The following is a 17,848-nucleotide window of genomic DNA, read 5'->3' on the forward strand; positions in this document are numbered from 1 at the left end:
AAGGTGTTTCCTCTCCCCGGCGAGCCGTGCGGCAGGTGACGAAAGCACGATGGAAAGCGCTTTCTATCGTGGATGACGCTAGCCTGCCGACAACACCGCAGACAAGGGCCCTGGAGGTACGCACGCGATGACCGTCACCCTGGCGGACGTGGCCGCCCGCGCACGGGTCTCCCCCGCGACCGTCTCCCGCGTACTCAACGGCAACTACCCGGTCGCGGCCGCCACCCGGGAGCGGGTCATGCGGGCGGTCGACGAGCTCGACTACGTGCCGAACGGGCCCGCGAGCTCGCTCGCCGCCGCGACCTCCGACCTGGTCGGCATCCTCGTCAACGACATCGCCGACCCCTTCTTCGGGATCATGGCCGGGGCCGCGCAGAGCGCCATCGGCGAGAGCGGGGCGGGGCGCGCCGGGGGCGAGAAGCTGGCCGTGGTCTGCAACACGGGCGGCTCGCCCGAGCGCGAGCTCACCTATCTGACCCTGCTCCAGCGGCAGCGCGCCGCTGCCGTGATCCTCACCGGCGGCTCCCTGGAGGACGCCGAGCACCAGGCGGCGGTGACGGCCAAGCTGGCCCGGCTCGCCGAGGCGGGCACCCGGGTGGTGCTGTGCGGTCGGCCGCCGCTGGGCGGGGACGCGGGGCACGCGGGTGCGGCGGCGGGCGCGGGGGCGGAGGCGGGGCACGTGGGCGCGGCGGCCGGCGTGGGCGCCGCGACCCTCGCCTTCGACAACCGGGCCGGGGCGCGCCGGCTCGCCGAGCACCTGCTGTCGCTCGGGCACCGGCGCATCGGTTACGTCGCCGGGCCGGCGGACCGCACCACGACCCGGCACCGCCTGGAGGGCCACCGGCAGGCGCTGCGGGCGGCCGGCGTGGCCGAGGGCCCCACGGTCCACGGGCCGTACGACCGCGCGTCCGGCTACGACGCGACCGTCGAACTCCTGCGCCTCGACCCGGACCTGACGGCCGTCGTCGCGGCCAACGACACGGTGGCGCTCGGCGTGTGCGCGGCCCTGCGCGACCGCGGCCTGAGCATCCCCGGCGACGTCTCGGTGGCGGGCTTCGACGACCTGCCGTTCTCGGTCGACGTGGTCCCCGCGCTGACGACCGTACGGCTGCCGCTGTACGAGGCGGGCGCACGGGCCGGCCGGCTCGCGCTGGGGGCGGAGGCGGCGCCTCCGGGGGGCCTCGCGACGATTCCGGCGGAGGTGGTGGTGCGGGGGTCGACGGCGGGGCCGCGGGAGTAGCGCGCCGCTACCGTGGGAGGCAACTGCTGACGGAGGTCGAGATGACGATGGTCGCCCGAGACACCGAGAGCGCCTGGGACGTGCTGGAGGGCACCAACCTGCCCGGCGGCTTCCGCGTGGAGATCACGGAGGGGAAGATCATCATGACGCCTCGGAGCGAGGACCAGTCAGACGTTCTCATCGAGGCGGCACCGCAGATCAAGCGACAGCTCGCCGGACACGGCAAGGTCCTGTCGGACGTCATGATCGACTTCCCGTCCAGCCTCTGGGGATACGCCCCGGACCTGGCCATCGTCGCACCTGGCGCCGAGCGCAACAGCCGTGGCCGGTTCGAGTGGCACAGCCTGGAAGCCGTGATCGAGGTCATCTCCAAGAGCACCCGGGACAACGACTTCCAGAAGAAGTTCCGCATGTACGCGGAGTGCGGCATCCCTCTCTACGTCATCGTGGATCCCTCCGACGCCACCTGCACGATCCACAGCCGCCCGACCCGCACGGGCACCTACGCCGAGCAGGAGCAGATCCCCTTCGGCGAGGACCTGGTCCTGCCGCTCGAAGGGCGCGAGATCGTCGTCAAGACGGACGGATTCCCGCGCGACTAGCGCTGCCGAGCCCGGTCGCCTCCAGTACCGCGTCCACCGTCTCCTCGACCGTCTGGTCCGCGTTGTCGATCCAGACGCCCTGATCGGAGAGTTCGGCCCGCATGGCCTCGTCGAGGAAGGCCCAGTTCGTGGTCAGCTTCTTGTGGCGGGCGTTGTTGCGCTCCCAGGCCGTTTCGGGGCCGGGGGCGAGGACGACCAGGTGCAGCGGGCCCGTCGTGACCCGCGCGCGGTAGAAGTCGAGGTGGGAGCGGCGGACGACCACGTCGTCGACGACCGGCAGGAAGCCGGCCGCCACGAAGCTGTCCGCGAGGAGGCAGGCGTGGCGGGCCCGGAGCAGGATCTGCCGGTCGGCCTCGGGGTCGCCCTCGGGGGTGGGCCAGTGGCCGCCCCGGACGATCAGCTCCTGGAGGTGGTCGACCTCGATGTGCGCGGAGCGCGGAAAGCGGGCCGCGAGGGCCGCCGCGACGGTGCTCTTGCCGCTGCCGGGGATGCCGACGAGGAGGACCGCGCCGGGGGCCGGTTCGGTGCTGTCGACGACGACGTGCTCGAAGGTCATGCGGGGCGGCCTCTCAGCACCGTACGGTCACTTGCGCGTGACACAGTAGCCAGGCTCGCCCGGCGCGTCGATCACGTACTCGGGCCGCAGGAGGTAGTCGGTCGGCCCGCAGGAGGAGGCGGCCGCGACCCGGTACTCGGCGAGCGGTGAGCCGCAGTCCACCTTCAGCAGCTTCTGGTCCGGCCACTCCGCCTCGTTGCGCACGCAGTCGCCGACGGACAGCGCCACCGGCTCGTCCTTGCCGCCCGCGAGCAGTCCGATCAGCAGGAGCACCGGGATCGCCGCCAGGACGAGCGCGACCGGGGTGAGGACCAGCATCGCGGGCGCGCGCAGCAGCACGCGCCGCCCCGGGTCCAGGGGCGGGCGCTGGGCGCCCTGCGGCTCGGGCAGCCGGCGGAGGGCGGCTCGGGCGCCGAGGACGTTGCCGAGCACGATGAAGGGCGTGACGAAGAAGGAGAAGAGGCCCCACCAGCCCGTCACCAGCGTCTCGGAGGTCATCTTCCGGTAGACGGCAAGGCCGCAGGTGCGGCAGAGGGCGGCGCGCCGGGTGACCGTGCGCATGAGGACGACCATGCCCTGGTGCGAGCGGACCGTCACCGCCGCCGTGGGCTGCGCACCGCACACCTCGCAGCCGCCCTGCGGTCCGGAGGGACCGGCCCCCCACGGCAGTTGGCCGTGCGGCTGCTGTCCGTACGACGGCTGCTGTCCGTACGGTCCCGGGGCGTGACCGTACGGCTGTTGTCCGTACGGCTGCTGCCCGTACGGCTGTTGTCCGTACGGCACCGGGTGCTGCGGGTACGGCTGCCCGTACGACTGCGGCGGCTGCGGCTGCGACTGGTTCACGGTGCTGTTCCCCCGTTCGGCGTCGGAACCAGCACCTTAGCCTCCGGTTCCTCGGCCGCCTTGCGCGGCGGGGAGGACAGCGAGGTCAGCGCCACTCCCCCGACGAGCAACGCCGCCGCGCACCACCGCAGCGGGGAGATCTCCTCACCCAGGAAGAGGGCCGCCGAGGACATGCCGAAGACGGGGACGAGCAGTGAGAAGGGGGCCACGGAGGACGCCGGGTGGCGGCGCAGCAGCCAGCCCCAGGCGCCGAAGCCGAAGACGGTGGCGACCCAGGCGATGAAGACGATGACGCCGACGCCCACCGGGTCGAGGTCCCTGAGCGCGGCCAGGTCGCGTTCGGGGCCTTCGATGAGCAGGGAGAGGGCGAGCAGCGGCAGGACGGGCACGGTGCTGACCCAGACCATGAAGTTGAGGGCGTCGGGCGGGGACGCCTTGCGGGTGAGGACGTTGGACACGCCCCAGGCGACGGCGGCCGCGATCACCAGGAGGAAGCCGGTCAGCGAGCTCGACGCCCCTTCGTCGATCGCCGCGACCCCGATGCCGGCGAGGGCGACGGCCATGCCGGTCAGCTTGACGGGGCCGGGCCGCTCGCCGAGCGCGAGGAAGGCGAACACGGCCGTGAAGACGGCCTGGACCTGGAGGATCAGGGAGGAGAGACCGGCCGGCGCGCCCATGCTCATGCCGGTGAACAGCAGCCCGAACTTGGCCACCCCGAGGGCCAGTCCGACTCCCACGATCCACTTCCAGGCGACCTTGGGGCGGCCGACGAAGAACACGGCGGGCAGGGCGGCGACGAGGAAGCGGAGCGCGGAGAAGAGCAGCGGCGGGAAGTGGTCGAGCCCGAGGTCGATGATGACGAAGTTGACGCCCCACAGGGCGGTGACCAGGGCGGCGAGGGCGACATGGGAGGGGCGCATAGGGATGAGGATCACCCGTTCGAACCATGTAGCACCAGCACGGATTCCTTCATGGTTGGATGAAGCACTGCTACATCGAGGAGCGAGGGGGAGCGAGCGCGTGCTGGATCTGGGACGTCTGCGGGCGCTGCACGCCGTCGCCGTGCACGGCACGGTCGGCGCCGCTGCCGCCGCCCTCGGCTACACCCCCTCGGCAGTCTCCCAGCAGATCGCCAAACTGGAGCGGGAGACCCGTACGACCCTGCTCGAACGCAGCGGACGGGGCGTCCGGCTGACCGACGAGGCTCATCAACTCGCCGACACCGCCGAGAGGTTGCTGTCGCTGGTGGAGGAGGCCGAGGTGCGCCTGGAGGAAGGGCGCGGGCTGCCGGCGGGCCGGCTGCGGATCGGCTGCTTCCCGAGCGCGGCGCGCGGCCTGATGCCGCCGGCCCTCGCCGACCTGGCCCGCCGGCACCCCTCGCTCGACGCCAACCTGTCGGAGGTGGACCCGCATCTGTCGGTGGACCTGGTGGCGCGCGGGGTCCTCGACCTGGCGGTGGCGCACGACTGGGACATCGCGCCGCTGCCGGTGCCGCCGGGCGTGGAGCAGGCGGTGATCGGCGACGACCTGTGCGACATCCTCGTGCACCGGGACCATCCGCTGGCCGAGCGGGAGGCGGTGCGCCGGGAGGAGCTGGTGGAGGAGCGGTGGATCGTCCAGCCGCCGGGGACGGTGTGCCACGACTGGCTGATCCGTACGCTGCGGGCGGTCGGGTACGCGCCGCGGGTCGCCCATCAGGCGGAGGAGAACAACACGCAGGTCGCCCTGGTCGCGGCCGGGCTGGGCATCGCCCTCGTACCGCGGCTCGGGCGCGGGCCGCTGCCGCCGGAGGTCGTCCCGCTGCTGCTCGATCCGGTGCCCAGGCGGCGGCTGCGGGCGCTGTGGCGTACGGGCGCGGCGCGGCGGCCGGCCATCACGGAGACCGTCCGCACCCTCCAGGAGCTCTGGCCCGAGGTCGCGGCAGCGGGCTGACGGACGATCCAGGCCACGGCCCGCCACGCCGGGCCACCCAGGCCACCGCGCACCGCCGCGCACCGCCGCCCACCGCCGCGCACCGCCGCGCACCGCCGCGCACCGCCGCGCACCGCCGCGCACCGCCGCCCACCGCCGCGCACCGCCGCGCCTCCCGGCTCCCGGCTCCCGGCTCCCGGCTCCCGGCTCCCGGCTCCCGGCTCCCGGCGACAGCCTGCCTCCCCGGCCGCCACAGCCCGCGATTCTTGCGCCGATCCTTGACCTGGCAGTTACTTTCCGGCTATCCGTGACACCTTGGCAGTTTCCTTCACGGAAGGAGCACCAGTGCACGACCCCGCCTCCGCCCCCTCCCGACGCACCCTGCTCACGGTGACCGCCGCCACCGCCGCGGCCGCCCTCACCGGGGTGACCACCCTGACCACCCCCTCCTACGCGGCCGACGCCGGCCAGGACGACCGGCTGCGCGCCCTCCTCTCCCGGATGTCCCTGGAGGAGAAGGTCGGCCAGCTCTTCGTCATGCGGGTCTACGGCCATTCCGCCACCGCCCCCGACCAGGCCGACGTCCACGCCAACCTCAGGGAGATCGGCGTCCGCACCGCCGCCGAGCTGATCGAGCGTTACCACGTCGGCGGCGTCATCTACTTCGCCTGGGCGCACAACACCCGCGACCCGCACCAGATCGCGGACCTCTCCAACGGCATCCAGCGGGCCGGACTCGCCCAGGCCACCCCGATCCCGCTGCTCATCTCCACCGACCAGGAGCACGGCATCGTCTGCCGGGTCGGCGAGCCCGCCACGCTGCTGCCCGGCGCGATGGCGCTCGGCGCGGGCGGCTCGCACGCCGACGCCCGCAAGGCGGCACAGATCGCGGGCGCCGAGCTCGCGGCCGTCGGCATAAGGCAGAACTACGCCCCGGTCGCCGACGTCAACGTCAACCCGGCCAACCCGGTCATCGGCGTCCGCTCCTACGGCTCCGATCCCGAGGCCGTCGCCGGCCTGGTGGCCGCCCAGGTCAAGGGCTACCAGCGGGCGGGGGTCGCGGCGACCTCCAAGCACTTCCCCGGGCACGGCGACACGGCCGTCGACAGCCACTACGGGCTGCCGACCATCACCCACACCCGCGCGCAGTGGGACGAGCTCGACGCCCCGCCGTTCCGCGCCGCGATCGCCGCCGGCATCGACTCGATCATGACGGCGCACATCGTCGTGCCGGCGCTCGACCCGAGCGGGGACCCGGCGACCCTGTCCCGCCCGATCCTCACCGGCATCCTGCGCGAACAGCTCGGCTACGACGGCGTCGTCGTCACCGACTCGCTCGGCATGGAGGGCGTACGGACGAAGTACGGGGACGATCGCGTCCCGGTCCTCGCGCTCAAGGCGGGCGTGGACCAGCTGCTCAACCCGCCGAACCTGTCGGTCGCCTGGAACGCGGTCCTGAAGGCCGTCAAGGACGGCGAGTTGACCGAGGCCCGGCTCGACGAATCGATCCTGCGGATCCTGCGGCTCAAGGCGAAACTGGGCCTCTTCAAGGACCCGTACACCGACCACGCCGAGGTCGACCGGACGGTCGGCACCGCCGCCCATCTCGCGCACGCCGACCGGATCGCCGAACGGACCACCACCCTGCTGGTCAACGAGGGCGGATTCCTGCCGGTCAGCCGGCGCAGCCACCCCAAGGTCCTGGTCGTCGGCGCCGACCCGGCCTCGCCGTCGGGCACCACCGGGCCGCCCACCACCACACTGGCCGGCGCGTTCACCGAACTCGGTTTCTCGGCGCGGGCGTTGTCCACCGGGATCACCCCGACGGCCGCGCGGATCGAGGAGGCGGTGGCGGCCGCGGCCGGTCAGGACCTGGTCGTCGTCGGCACCTACAACGTGTCGGCGACCAGCCCGCAGCGCACCCTCGTCGCCCGGCTGGTCGCGACCGGCGTGCCCGTCGTGACGATCGCCGTCCGCAACCCGTACGACGTGGCCCGGATCCAGGGCCAGCGGGCCACGCTCGCCTCCTACTCCTGGACGGACGTCGAACTGCGCGCGGCGGTACGGGTCCTGGCCGGGCAGGCCGAGCCGCGCGGGCGGCTGCCCGTGCCCGTACAGAGCGCGGACGACCCGGCGAAGGTGCTCTTCCCGGTGGGCCACGGCCTGTCGTACGCGTAGCGTCGCCGCCCGGCTCAGGGAAAGCGTGGAGCCGGCGCCCCGTCACAAGGACGGGACGCCGGCTCACGTCGTACGGGCGGCAGCGGAGCGACATCCGCGGGCCACAGCGGAGGGGCCCCTATGCGGGTCGCCCCAGCTCCCCGCCCACGGCCTACGGGCGCAGGCCGTGCTCGCGGGTCGCTTCCTCGTCGACCGGGCGGTCGAGGCGGGCGTCGAAGCGGGCGAGCGGCTGGGCCGCCTGGACCGCCGGGGCGTCGACTCCGGCCCAGGCGAGGATGCGGGCGGTGGCCTTGGCCTTCTCGGCGTCGACGAGACCGGCCACGTTCGCGCCGTGGTTGGCGCCCGGCGCGTAGTAGACGTAGCTGTCCCGGGCGCCCTTGCCCAGGCGGAAGGGCTCGGCGCCCCACGGGTCGTTCTCGCCGTAGACGAACATCATCCGGTCGGCGTTCTTGCGGACCCAGTCGTCCACGTCCCGCATGACCCACGGCTTGAACCGCATCGGGATCTCCCGCGGCACGAAGGCGCCGGCCGGCTGGTAGCCGTAGCGGCTCAGGCCGTCCAGGTGCGGCTGCCGGATGCTGGGCGAGCCGAGCTCGGTGGCCGCCTGGTAGTAGTACGGGGTGTAGTACTCCAGGCCCTGGTCGGTGTAGGCGGACCAGCCGGCGTAGGCGTCGATCGTCTCGTAGACGGTGTCGTCGCTCGCGGTGGCGGCGGCCGGGACCTGGTCGCAGACCTCTTCGCCGTAGTACTGCCAGAAGCCCCACACGAAGTCGAGGACGACGGCCTCGTACGCCTTGTCGACCGAGCCGAGCGTGTTGAAGGTCATGCCCTCGGCCTTCGCCCAGGCGTCGAACTTCTTCTGCAGCGGCTCGCGGCGGACCAGGGCCTCGCGCTGCATGGCGTTCAGGCGGTCGCGGCACTCCTGGGTGCCGACGTTCTCGAAGAACCGGTCGTAGGCCGAGTCCTCCTTGTTCACCACGTCGTTGGGCGCGACGTAGGCGACGACGCCGTCCATGTCCTTGGGGTAGAAGCGCTCGTAGTAGGTGGCGGTCATGCCGCCCTTGGAGGCGCCGGTGGACAGCCACTTCTTGCCGTAGATGCGCTTCAGCGCGGTGAAGATGCGGTGCTGGTCGCTGGCGGCCTGCCAGATGTCCAGCTTCGACCAGTCGGCGGGCTGCGGCCGGGACGGCGTGAAGAACCGGTACTCCATGGAGACCTGGTTGCCGTCGACGATCCGGGTCGGCTCGCTGCGGCTCGGGGTGGTGCTGAGCCCGTAGCCGCTGGTGCGGAAGACGGTGGGGCGGTCGGTGTCCTTGTGGAGGACCGAGATCCGCTGCTTGAAGGTGCCCGCCCACGGGCGGTGGTGGTCGACCGGCTGCTCGTACTCCAGGACGAAGAAGCGGTAGCCGGCGTACGGCTTCTCCTCGATCAGGCTCATCCCGGGTATCGCCAGGATGCGGTCCTTGATGTCCGTGCTCTGCGCGTCCGCGCTCGGTGAGTCGGCGACGGCGGTGCTGCCGGACTCCGGTTCCGCGGCGGTAGCCACACCGGTCGAGCCGACGGTGCCTATGAGCACCGACAGCGACAGCAGCCATCTGAGCGACTTGCGCATTCACCCTCCCCTTGGTTCACAACGGTGTCGCGAACCTAGCGGGGCCAAGGTCCGGGCCGCCAGACCCGGTTGGCACTTACCTGTGGACCTGCACAGGATCCGCTACGGATCCGGTCGCCGTCCCTCTCAGCACAGCACCCAGCCGGTGGACGTGCCCCGGCCGGATATGGAGGCGGACGCCCGGACGCAGCGGTTGAGGGCGTGCACGGTCACCGGACCGGCCTGGCGCGTGAACCGGCCGGCGTTGACCGCGGCCCGCCCGCCGCGCGGCTGGAGCGAGACCGACATCTGCTGGAGCGGCCCGGGCCGCTTGGTGACGGCGAGCGCGCACACGTACTGCCGGGTCCGGTAGAGCCGCAGCTCGCCGGTGGCGAAGCCGATGGTGCGGGTGGGGCGCCCGTGACACACGGACGCGGCGTCGGCGGTCCCCGCGCCGGGCCCGGCCACGACGAGGACACCGACGGCGAGGACCAGGGCGAGCAGGTACGCGGAGAGCCTGCGGACCGCTCCCACCGGAACCCCACCGAACACGTGCACCCCTCCCCTGCTTCTGCCGTACATGCTTACGACGCGGCCGGGGCGGATTCGGTTGCCGACCGGTTGCCGACCTGTTGCCGACCCGTGGTCGACCGGCGGTCGTCCGGTGGGCGGTGAGCCTCGGGAAGTGATCCGGCCCACATCCCGTCACAGCAGCCGGGCGCGCGGTGCCTTATGGCCGAGCACCCGACGACGGAGGAGGCACCATGACGGGGAACACGCGTGTGGTCGTGATCGGCGGCGGTTACGCGGGCGTGATGGCCGCGAACCGGCTGACGCGGCGCGAGGACGTCACCGTGACGCTGGTCAACCCGCGCCCCGACCTGGTCCACCGGGTCCGCCTGCACCAGCTCGTGGGCGGGTCCGACGACGCGGTCGTCGCCTACCGGGACGTGCTGGCCGAGCGCGTACGGCTGGTGGTCGACAGCGTGACCCGGATCGACGCGGCCGGGCGCGCCGTGGCCCTGGCGTCCGGCGGCACCCTCGACTACGACTACCTGATCTACGCCGTGGGCAGCGGCAGCGCCGCACCGAGCGTGCCCGGCGCGGCCGACTTCGCCCGTCCGATCGCCACCTTGGAGGAGGCCCGGCGGCTGCGCGCGGTCCTCGACGCCACGCCCCCGACGGCCCCGGTGACGGTGGTCGGCGCCGGGCCCACCGGCATCGAGACCGCCGCCGAGCTCGCGGAGCAGGGTCGCCGGGTGACGTTGGTCTGCGGCGGTCTCCTCGGCCCGTATCTGCACACCCGGGGCCGGCGCACGGTCGCCAGGCGGCTGGACGGGCTCGGGGTGAGGGTCGTCGACGGCTCCGGCACGAAGGTGACGGCAGTGACCCGCGACGCCGTCAGGCTCGCCGACGGCCGCGAGCTGCCGAGCGAGGTCACCGTCTGGACCGTCGGCTTCGGCGTGCCCGACCTGGCCGCGCGCAGCGGGCTGAGCACCGACGCCGTGGGCCGCCTGGTCACGGACGAGACGCTGACGAGCGTCGATGACGACCGGATCCTCGCGGCCGGGGACTCGGCCGCACCGTCCGGCCTGCCGCTGCGGATGAGCTGCCTGAACGCGACGCCGCTGGGCGCCCGGGCCGCCGACACGGTCCTCAGCCGGCTCGCCGGTGAGCAGCCCGACCGCCTCCACCAGGGCTTCTACGCCCAGTGCATCAGCCTGGGCCGGAGTGCGGGCATCTACCAGTTCGCCAACCGGTCCGACGTCGCCGTGTGGCTGCACATCGGCGAGGGACTGGGTGCCCGGATCAAGGAACTCGTCTGCCAGGGCATCCCGCGACACCTGGCCGAAGAGGCGCACACGCCCGGTTCGTACCGCCTGCACCGTCTGCCGGGCGGTGTCGCCAAGCGCCGGCGGGTGCTGCTCGCCCAGCGCGCCGCCGAGGCGCCGGCCTCCACCGCACCGGCCGCCACCGACCGGCCGGCCTGAGCGAGGAGGCCGCGGGACCGCACGGGCATCGTCCTAGCCGGCCGGCGTGCCGCCGGTGAAGTGGGCGAGGACCAGGGTGAGGAAGGTCGCCTCGGCGCCCAGCAGGAGCCAGAGGGCCGCCTTGCGGGTCGGGGCGGGCGGGGCGCCCTCCGGAGTGGAGAGGGCCGTGATCCAGGCGGCGGCCGCGACGGCGAGGGTGAGCAGGGTCAGCCGGCCCGGAACGTCGCCGCACGTGCCCAGCATCACGCAGCGCGTGCCGCTCTCGGAGGCGAGCGCGAGGACCACGACCAGGACGGTGGCCGGGATCAGGCCGAGGCCGGTCCACAGGGCGCGGGTGCGCAGCCGCCGCGCCTCGGAGGCGGCGGAGGCGGGAGGGGCGGCGGGGGTGGGGGCCGGCAGGTCGTCGCTCATGGGAGCGATTCAACCGGCCCCGCCGCCGGCCGGCATGAGCGGCCGTACTCAGATCGCCTCGGTGCCGGTCGGCATGGCCCGCCGTACCCGGATCGTCGCGGCGCCCGCCTGGCCGGCCGTGGTCGGACCGCCTCCGCGCCCGCCCGCATCTCCGACCGTACTCAGATCACTTCCGCGCGCGACGGCATGGCCGGCGTCGTCAGATCGCCTCCGCGCCCGCCCGCTCCTCCGTGTCCGTCCGGCCGGCCTTGTCGTCGGACGCGCCGATGAAGGTGCGCCACAGCTCCGCGTACCGGCCGTCGCGGAGGAGCAGTTCGTCGTGGGTGCCGTCCTCGGCGATCCGGCCGTGGTCCATGACGATCACCCGGTCGGCGCGGGCGGCGGTGGTGAGGCGGTGGGCGACGACCAGGGTGGTGCGGCGGCCGGCCAGGCGGTCGGTGGCCGCGTTGACCTGGGCCTCGGTGGCCAGGTCGAGGGCGGCGGTGGCCTCGTCGAGCAGCAGCACGTCGGGGTCGACCAGCTCGGCGCGGGCCAGGGCGATCAGCTGGCGCTGGCCCGCCGAGAGGTTGCGGCCGCGCTCGGCGACCTCGTGGAGGTAGCCGCCGTCGAGGGTGGCGATCATGTCGTGGGCGCCGACCGCGCGGGCCGCGGCCTCCACCTCCGCGTCGGTGGCGTCGGGACGCCCGTACGCGATGGCGTCGCGGACCGTCCCGGCGAACAGATACGCCTCCTGCGGCACGACACCGAGCCGGTGCCGGTACGCGGTGAGGTCGAGCTCGCGCAGGTCGGTGCCGTCCACGGTGACCCGGCCGCCCGTCGGGTCGTAGAACCGGGCGACCAGCTTGACCAGCGTCGACTTGCCCGCGCCGGTCTCACCGACGAAGGCCACGGTCTGCCCGGCGGGGATGCGCAGGTCGATGCCCGACAGGGCCCGCTCGCCGCCGTCGGCCGACCCGTAGCCGAAGGAGACGTTCTCGAAGGCGATCTCGCCGCGCAGCGAGGGCACGTCGAGCGGGGCGTCCGCGGGGGCGGTGGACGTCGGCTCCTGAAGGAGCTCCTGCATCCGCTTCAGCGAGACGGCGGCCTGCTGGTAGCCGTCGAAGACCTGGGAGAGCTGCTGGACCGGGGCGAAGAAGAGGTCGATGTAGAGGAGGTAGGCGACGAGGGCGCCGGTGGTGAGGGTGCCCGCCTGGATCCGGTTCGCGCCCACGATCATCACGGCGGCGGCCGCCACCGACGACAGCAGGGTCACGAACGGGAAGTAGACGGAGATCAGCCACTGGCCGCGCACGCGCGCGTCCCGGTAGGCGGCGCCGCGCGCGGCGAACCGCTCGGCGCCCGACCGCTCGCGGCCGAAGGCCTGCACGATCCGCAGGCCGGCGACCGACTCCTGGAGGTCGCCGTTGACGACGCTGATCCGCTCGCGGGCCAGCTCGTACGCCTTCACGCTGGAGCGGCGGAAGAAGTAGGTCGCGACGGCGAGGACCGGCAGCGTCGCGAAGACGACCAGGGCGAGCTGGAGGTCGAGCACGAGGAGCGCCACCATGATGCCGAAGAAGGTGACGACGGAGACGAACGCGGTGACCAGTCCGGTCTGGAGGAAGGTCGACAGGGCGTCGACGTCTGTCGTCATCCGGGTCATGATCCGGCCGGTGAGCTCGCGCTCGTAGTAGTCGAGGCCGAGCCGCTGGAGCTGGGCGAAGATCTTCAGGCGCAGCGCGTAGAGGACCCGCTCGCCGGTGCGTCCGGTCATGCGGATCTCGGCGGTCTGCGCGGCCCACTGCACGACGACGGTGCCGAGCGCGAGCAGGGAGGCGGCCCAGACGGCGCCGATCGCGAGCTGGTTGACGCCCTCGTCGATGCCGTGCCGGATCAGGACGGGCAGGAGCAGTCCGGCGCCGGCGTCGAGGGCGACCAGACCGAGGCTGACGAGGAGCGGCAGTCCGAAGCCGCGAAGGAGCCGGCGCAGCCCGTAGGTCTCCTCGGGCTCGACGGCCCGGGTCTCGTCGACGTCCGGTGTGCCGTCGGCCGGCGGCAGCGCCTCGACGGCGGCGAGCAGCTCGGGGGTGGCCCCGGGGGCGCGGGTCGCGCCCTCGTCGCCGTCAGGGCGGCCTTCGCGCCCCCACAGGGCGGGGGTGATGCCCCGCTCGGCGTCGAACTCGGCGTCCAGCTCGGCCCGCAGGGCGCGGTCCTCCTCGTCCGTCTCCTCGGCCGCGCCGGCCGGGGTGTGGCCGGGCGAGACGCCGCCGAGCTCGTCGGGGTCGGTGAGGAGCTGCCGGTAGAGCGCGGAGCGCTCCTGGAGCTCCTCGTGGGTGCCGAGGTCGGCGAGCCGGCCGCCGTCGAGGACGGCGATCCGGTCGGCGAGGAGGAGGGTGGAGCGGCGGTGGGCGATGAGCAGGGTCGTCCGGCCCGCCATCACGGCCTTCAGGGCCTCGTGGATCTCGTGCTCGACCCGGGCGTCGACGGCGGAGGTGGCGTCGTCGAGGACGAGGAGCCTCGGGTCGGTGAGGATCGCGCGGGCGAGGGCGATGCGCTGGCGCTGGCCGCCGGAGAGGGTGAGTCCGTGCTCGCCGACCTTGGTGTCGTAGCCCTCGGGCAGCTCGGCGATGAAGCGGTCCGCCTGGGCGGCGCGGGCGGCGGCCTCGATCTGCTCGTCGGTCGCGCCCGGGACACCGTAGGCGATGTTGGCGCGGACGGTGTCGGAGAAGAGGAAGGAGTCCTCGGGGACGAGGCCGATCGCGGCCCGCAGCGACTCCAGGGTCAGCTCGCGCACGTCGTGGCCGCCGACGAGGACGGCGCCGCGGGTCACGTCGTAGAAGCGGGGAAGCAGGAGCGAGACGGTGGACTTTCCGGAGCCGGAGGCGCCGACGACGGCGACGGTCTCGCCGGCCCGGATCTCCAGCGAGAAGCCGTCGAGGACGGGCCGGGCGCCGCTGCCCCCGGCCCCGGAGCCCTCGGCGTCCCCGGAGGCCGCGTCGTCCCCGTCGCTCCCGGCGTCCCCGTACGCGAAGGAGACGTCGTCGAACTCGACGGTGGCGGGCGCGTCGGCCGGCAGCACCTTCGTACCGTCCTTGATCGCCGGCTCGGTGTCGATCAGCTCCACGACCCGCTCGACGCCGGCGCGGGCCTGCTGGCCGACGGTGAGGACCATCGCGAGCATGCGGACCGGGCCGACGAGCGAGGCCAGGTAGGAGGAGAAGGCGACGAAGGTGCCCAGCGAGATCTGGCCCCGGTAGGCGAGCCAGCCGCCGAGGGCGAGGACGGCGACCTGGCCGAGGGCGGGCACGGCCTGGAGGGCGGGGGTGTAGAGCGAGTTCAGGCGGATGGTGCGCAGCCGGGCGGCGAAGAGCCGGCGGCCCGCGTCGCGGATCTTGCGGGTCTCCTGCCCCTCCTGCCCGAAGCCCTTGACAACGCGGACGCCGGTCACGGCCCCGTCGACGACGCCGGCGACGGCGGCGGCCTCCTGCTGGGCGGCCCAGGTGGCGGGGTGGAGGCGGGTGCGGCTGAGCTTGGCGATGTACCAGAGGGCGGGGGCGACGGCGAGGGCGACGAGGGTGAGCGGGATCGACAGCCAGGCCATCACGGCCAGCGAGATGAGGAAGAGGAGGATGTTCCCGATCGTCATCGGGAGCATGAACAGCAGGCCCTGGATCAGCTGGAGGTCGCTGGTGGCGCGCCCGACGACCTGCCCGGTGGACAGCTCGTCCTGCCGCCGCCCGTCGAGCCGCACGATGGTGGCGTACATGTCGTCGCGGAGGTCCCGCTGGACGTCGAGGGCGAGGCGGCCGCCGTAGTAGCGGCGGATGTAGGTGAGGACGTAGACGAGGACGGCGGCGCCGATGAGGAGGCCGGTCCAGACGGCGAGCGACCGGGTGCCGGCCCCGATGACGTCGTCGATGATCACCTTGGTGATGAGGGGGACGAGCGCGAGGACGGCCATGCCGGCGAGGGACGAGCCGAGCGCGAGCACGACGTCCGTCCGATACCGCCAGGCGTACGCCCACAGTCTGCGCGCCCACCCCTGCCGGGCGCTCTCCGTCTGTTCTTCCTGCCCCACCGCCGCCACGTGGCGCCTCCCGTCGATCCTGCTCTACCGGAAGCCCCAACGTCCCCGACGTGCGATTTCATCCCGCCGCAACAATCGGCGGCCGGGGTGGGTAGGAATCAGGCGGCCGCCGTGGGGCGGCCGGTGTCGCAGCGGAGGGGAAGGGGTGGTCCGTGTCGCGGGTCGAGGAGGGCAGGCCGTACGCCTGGGGTGAGCTGTACGCGGCGCTGCTGGTGCTGGAGGGCATCGCGGGGGCCGGGAGGATCGCGCCGGTGCCGGAGCAGCAGGTGCGGCGGACGGCGTACATGCCGCGGAGCGTCTTCGAGGACCACCTGCGGGGCGTGGGCGGGCAGGTGTTCACCGCGCGGCAGAGGGGCGGGACCGTCGCCGAGGCCGCCGCGGTGGTCTTCGCCGACATCGCCAGGCTGATACGCCCGGAGCGCATGCCGCTGCACGGGCTGGGGCAGAGCGCGGCGGAGGAGTTCCGGCAGGGGTACGAGGCCAGGGTCGCCGCGTACCGGAAGGCGTGGGCGGAGCTGGCGGGGAGCTGAGGCTCCGGTGGGGACCGGGCCGCGCCCGACCCCGCAGGGGGGCCGGGGCGCGGGCCGGGCGCAGGCTGTTGGGCTCCAAGACCGGCGGAGGTCACGCCGTTCCGGGCGGGGCGACCCACTGCGCGGGCTGTCCGGTGACGCGGGCGAAGGCATCGCCAAATCGGCGCGGCGAACGCCCTTCACTCACAGGTGTGTCGGCTCGAACATGCGCAGCAGGGCCGGGAGGACCACCACCGAGGGGCCGGGGGTCGCCAGGGCCTCGGAGAGGTCCTTGGTGAGGGTGTCCGGGGTGGTGAGGGTGGCCGGGACGCCGAAGGAAGCGGCGAGGGCGACGAAGTCCGGGCGGGACAGGTCGGTGGCGGCGGCGGTGGCCTCGCCGAAGGCGTCCGTCATGTACGCGCGCAGGATGCCGTAGCCGCCGTCGTCGACGATCAGCCAGGTGACATCGAGCCCGTACTGCTTCGCCGTCGCCAGCTCCGCGATCGAGTACATCGCGCCGCCGTCGCCGGAGACCGCGAGAACCGGGGTCGTCGGGTCGGCGACGGCCGCGCCGAGGGCGGCGGGGAAGCCGTAGCCGAGGCCGCCGGAGCCCTGGGCGGAGTGCATGGTGTTGGGGCGGCGGGCGTCGAAGGCGGACCAGGCCCAGTAGGCCAGGATCGTCATGTCCCAGAAGCTGGGCGCCCGGTCGGGCAGGGCCTCGCGCACGGCGGCGACGACCCGCTGTTCCAGGCCGAGGTCCTGGGCGGCGAGCCGGTCCCGTACCTTCGCCAGGACCGCACGGACCCGCTCGGGCGCCTCCGCGTCCGGCCGCGCCTCCACCGTCTCCAGGAGCGCCTGGAGGGCCAGGCGGGCGTCCGCGTGGATGCCGAGCGCCGGGTGGTTGGACTCCAGCTTCCCGGCGTCGGCCTCGATCTGGATCACCCGGCCGCGCGGGGCGAAGGTGTGGTAGTTCGAGGACAGCTCGCCGAGGCCGGAGCCGACGACGAGGAGGACGTCGGCGTCCTCGAGGAAGTCCGTGGTGTGCCGGTCCTCCAGCCAGGACTGGAGCGACAGCGGATGCGTCCAGGGGAAGGCGCCCTTGCCGCCGAAGGTGGTGACGACGGGGGCGTTGATCCGCTCGGCGAGGGCCCGCAGCTTGCCGGACGCGTCGGAGCGTACGACCCCGCCGCCCGCGACGATCACCGGGCGGGCCGCCTTCGCGAGCAGGTCGGCGGCGACCGCGGTCAGCTCCGGCCGGGGCACGACCTCGTCGGGGGTGGCGTCCATCGCCGTGACGACCGGCAGGCTCGTCTCCGCGCGCAGCACGTCCTCGGGGATCTCGACCCAGACCGGGCCGTGCGGGGCGGTGAGCGCCGACTTCCACGCGGCGGCGATCGCGGACGGGATCTGGGCCTGCGTACGGACCGTGTGGACGGACTTCACGACGTCCCGGAACGAGGCCTGCTGGTCGCGCAGCTCGTGCAGATAGCCGTGCCGGCCACCGCCGAGCCCCGCCACCGGGACCTGGCTGCCGATCGCGAGGACCGGCGCGGAGGCGGCGGCCGCCTCCTGGAGGGCGGCGAGCGACATCAGCGCGCCGGGGCCGGTGGAGAGCAGCAGCGGGGCGGCCTCGCCGGTGATCCGGCCGTACGCGTCGGCGGCGAAGCCCGCGTTGTTCTCGACCCGCAGGCCCACGTACCGCAGGTCCGACCGCCGCAGCGCGTCGAACATGCCGAGGGCGTGCTGCCCGGGCAGCCCGAAGACGGTGGTGGCCCCGAGCCCGGACAGCGTCTCGACGACGAGATCGCCCCCGATCCGCCCCGCGGGCGGGTTCAGGGCCGCTCGCGTCTGCGCCGCGGTGGGCCGGAGCACCAGGTCGTGGTCGTGAGTCATGGGGTCCCTTGGCTGGTCGGTCGAGGGCGGCCCGGTGGCCGGGTCGGGGCACTGCCC

At 73.7% G+C, this 17,848-nt stretch carries 14 protein-coding genes; 6 read left to right on the top strand and 8 right to left on the bottom strand.

The annotated features are described in order from the left end of the window. Positions 1 to 127: 127 nt before the first annotated feature. A complete protein-coding gene (locus tag ABTZ91_RS06245; protein WP_352075951.1) occupies positions 128 to 1,240 on the top strand; it encodes a LacI family DNA-binding transcriptional regulator in 1,113 nt (370 codons plus the stop codon). A 41-nt stretch (positions 1,241 to 1,281) separates the two neighbouring features. After that, positions 1,282 to 1,842 (top strand): Uma2 family endonuclease, encoded by a 561-nt coding sequence (locus ABTZ91_RS06250; protein WP_352075952.1) that lies wholly within the window; start codon positions 1,282 to 1,284, stop codon positions 1,840 to 1,842. Here the strand turns inward: ABTZ91_RS06250 and ABTZ91_RS06255 are convergent. The 3 genes from ABTZ91_RS06255 to ABTZ91_RS06265 are packed head-to-tail and all read right to left on the bottom strand — an operon-like array spanning position 1,814 to position 4,161. Further along, positions 1,814 to 2,398, bottom strand: coding sequence for an AAA family ATPase (locus ABTZ91_RS06255; RefSeq protein WP_352075953.1), 585 nt, complete (start codon positions 2,396 to 2,398; stop codon positions 1,814 to 1,816). The two genes, ABTZ91_RS06250 and ABTZ91_RS06255, sit on opposite strands and share 29 nt — an antisense overlap. Positions 2,399 to 2,425: 27 nt before the next feature. Then, entirely contained in the window at positions 2,426 to 3,241 is an 816-nt protein-coding gene (locus ABTZ91_RS06260) for a hypothetical protein (RefSeq protein ID WP_352075954.1), read from the bottom strand. Further along, the gene (locus tag ABTZ91_RS06265) at positions 3,238 to 4,161 is read right to left on the bottom strand and encodes an EamA family transporter (RefSeq protein WP_352075955.1); all 924 of its coding nucleotides are present in this window, start codon (positions 4,159 to 4,161) and stop codon (positions 3,238 to 3,240) included. Before ABTZ91_RS06265 ends, ABTZ91_RS06260 begins: the two co-directional genes overlap by 4 nt. 100 nt (positions 4,162 to 4,261) lie before the next feature. On the opposite strand from ABTZ91_RS06265, the gene ABTZ91_RS06270 reads away from it, so the two are divergent. Together ABTZ91_RS06270 and ABTZ91_RS06275 are read left to right on the top strand one after the other, a co-directional pair. Further along, complete coding sequence (locus ABTZ91_RS06270) at positions 4,262 to 5,173, top strand: LysR family transcriptional regulator (RefSeq protein ID WP_352075956.1); 912 nt, start codon at positions 4,262 to 4,264, stop codon at positions 5,171 to 5,173. Between the two features lie 324 nt (positions 5,174 to 5,497). Next, positions 5,498 to 7,330, top strand: a complete 1,833-nt coding sequence (locus ABTZ91_RS06275; RefSeq protein ID WP_352075957.1) for a glycoside hydrolase family 3 protein — start codon at positions 5,498 to 5,500, stop codon at positions 7,328 to 7,330. 151 nt (positions 7,331 to 7,481) lie between these two features. Here ABTZ91_RS06275 and ABTZ91_RS06280 read toward each other — a convergent pair whose 3' ends face one another. Next, positions 7,482 to 8,942 (bottom strand): aminopeptidase, encoded by a 1,461-nt coding sequence (locus tag ABTZ91_RS06280; protein WP_352075958.1) that lies wholly within the window; start codon positions 8,940 to 8,942, stop codon positions 7,482 to 7,484. Positions 8,943 to 9,068: 126 nt separating this feature from the next. Beyond that, on the bottom strand, positions 9,069 to 9,473 hold the full coding sequence (locus tag ABTZ91_RS06285; protein WP_352075959.1) for a hypothetical protein: 405 nt from the start codon (positions 9,471 to 9,473) through the stop codon (positions 9,069 to 9,071). Between the two features lie 212 nt (positions 9,474 to 9,685). On the opposite strand from ABTZ91_RS06285, the gene ABTZ91_RS06290 reads away from it, so the two are divergent. Further along, a complete protein-coding gene (locus ABTZ91_RS06290) occupies positions 9,686 to 10,912 on the top strand; it encodes an FAD-dependent oxidoreductase (RefSeq protein ID WP_352075960.1) in 1,227 nt (408 codons plus the stop codon). A 33-nt stretch (positions 10,913 to 10,945) separates the two neighbouring features. Here the strand turns inward: ABTZ91_RS06290 and ABTZ91_RS06295 are convergent, their stop codons facing one another. Together ABTZ91_RS06295 and ABTZ91_RS06300 are read right to left on the bottom strand one after the other, a co-directional pair. After that, positions 10,946 to 11,323: a hypothetical protein gene (locus ABTZ91_RS06295; RefSeq protein WP_352075961.1), complete on the bottom strand. Its 378-nt coding sequence runs from the start codon at positions 11,321 to 11,323 to the stop codon at positions 10,946 to 10,948. Between the two features lie 199 nt (positions 11,324 to 11,522). Then, positions 11,523 to 15,389, bottom strand: a complete 3,867-nt coding sequence (locus tag ABTZ91_RS06300; protein ID WP_352075962.1) for an ABC transporter ATP-binding protein — start codon at positions 15,387 to 15,389, stop codon at positions 11,523 to 11,525. Between the two features lie 152 nt (positions 15,390 to 15,541). On the opposite strand from ABTZ91_RS06300, the gene ABTZ91_RS06305 reads away from it, so the two are divergent. Then, positions 15,542 to 15,919: a hypothetical protein gene (locus ABTZ91_RS06305; protein WP_352075963.1), complete on the top strand. Its 378-nt coding sequence runs from the start codon at positions 15,542 to 15,544 to the stop codon at positions 15,917 to 15,919. Positions 15,920 to 16,102: 183 nt separating this feature from the next. Here ABTZ91_RS06305 and ABTZ91_RS06310 read toward each other — a convergent pair whose 3' ends face one another. Next, a complete protein-coding gene (locus ABTZ91_RS06310; RefSeq protein WP_352075964.1) occupies positions 16,103 to 17,791 on the bottom strand; it encodes a thiamine pyrophosphate-binding protein in 1,689 nt (562 codons plus the stop codon). Positions 17,792 to 17,848: the final 57 nt, after the last annotated feature.

Source organism: Streptomyces sp. NPDC126499 (genome assembly GCF_040302485.1).
Lineage (GTDB): Bacteria > Actinomycetota > Actinomycetes > Streptomycetales > Streptomycetaceae > Streptomyces.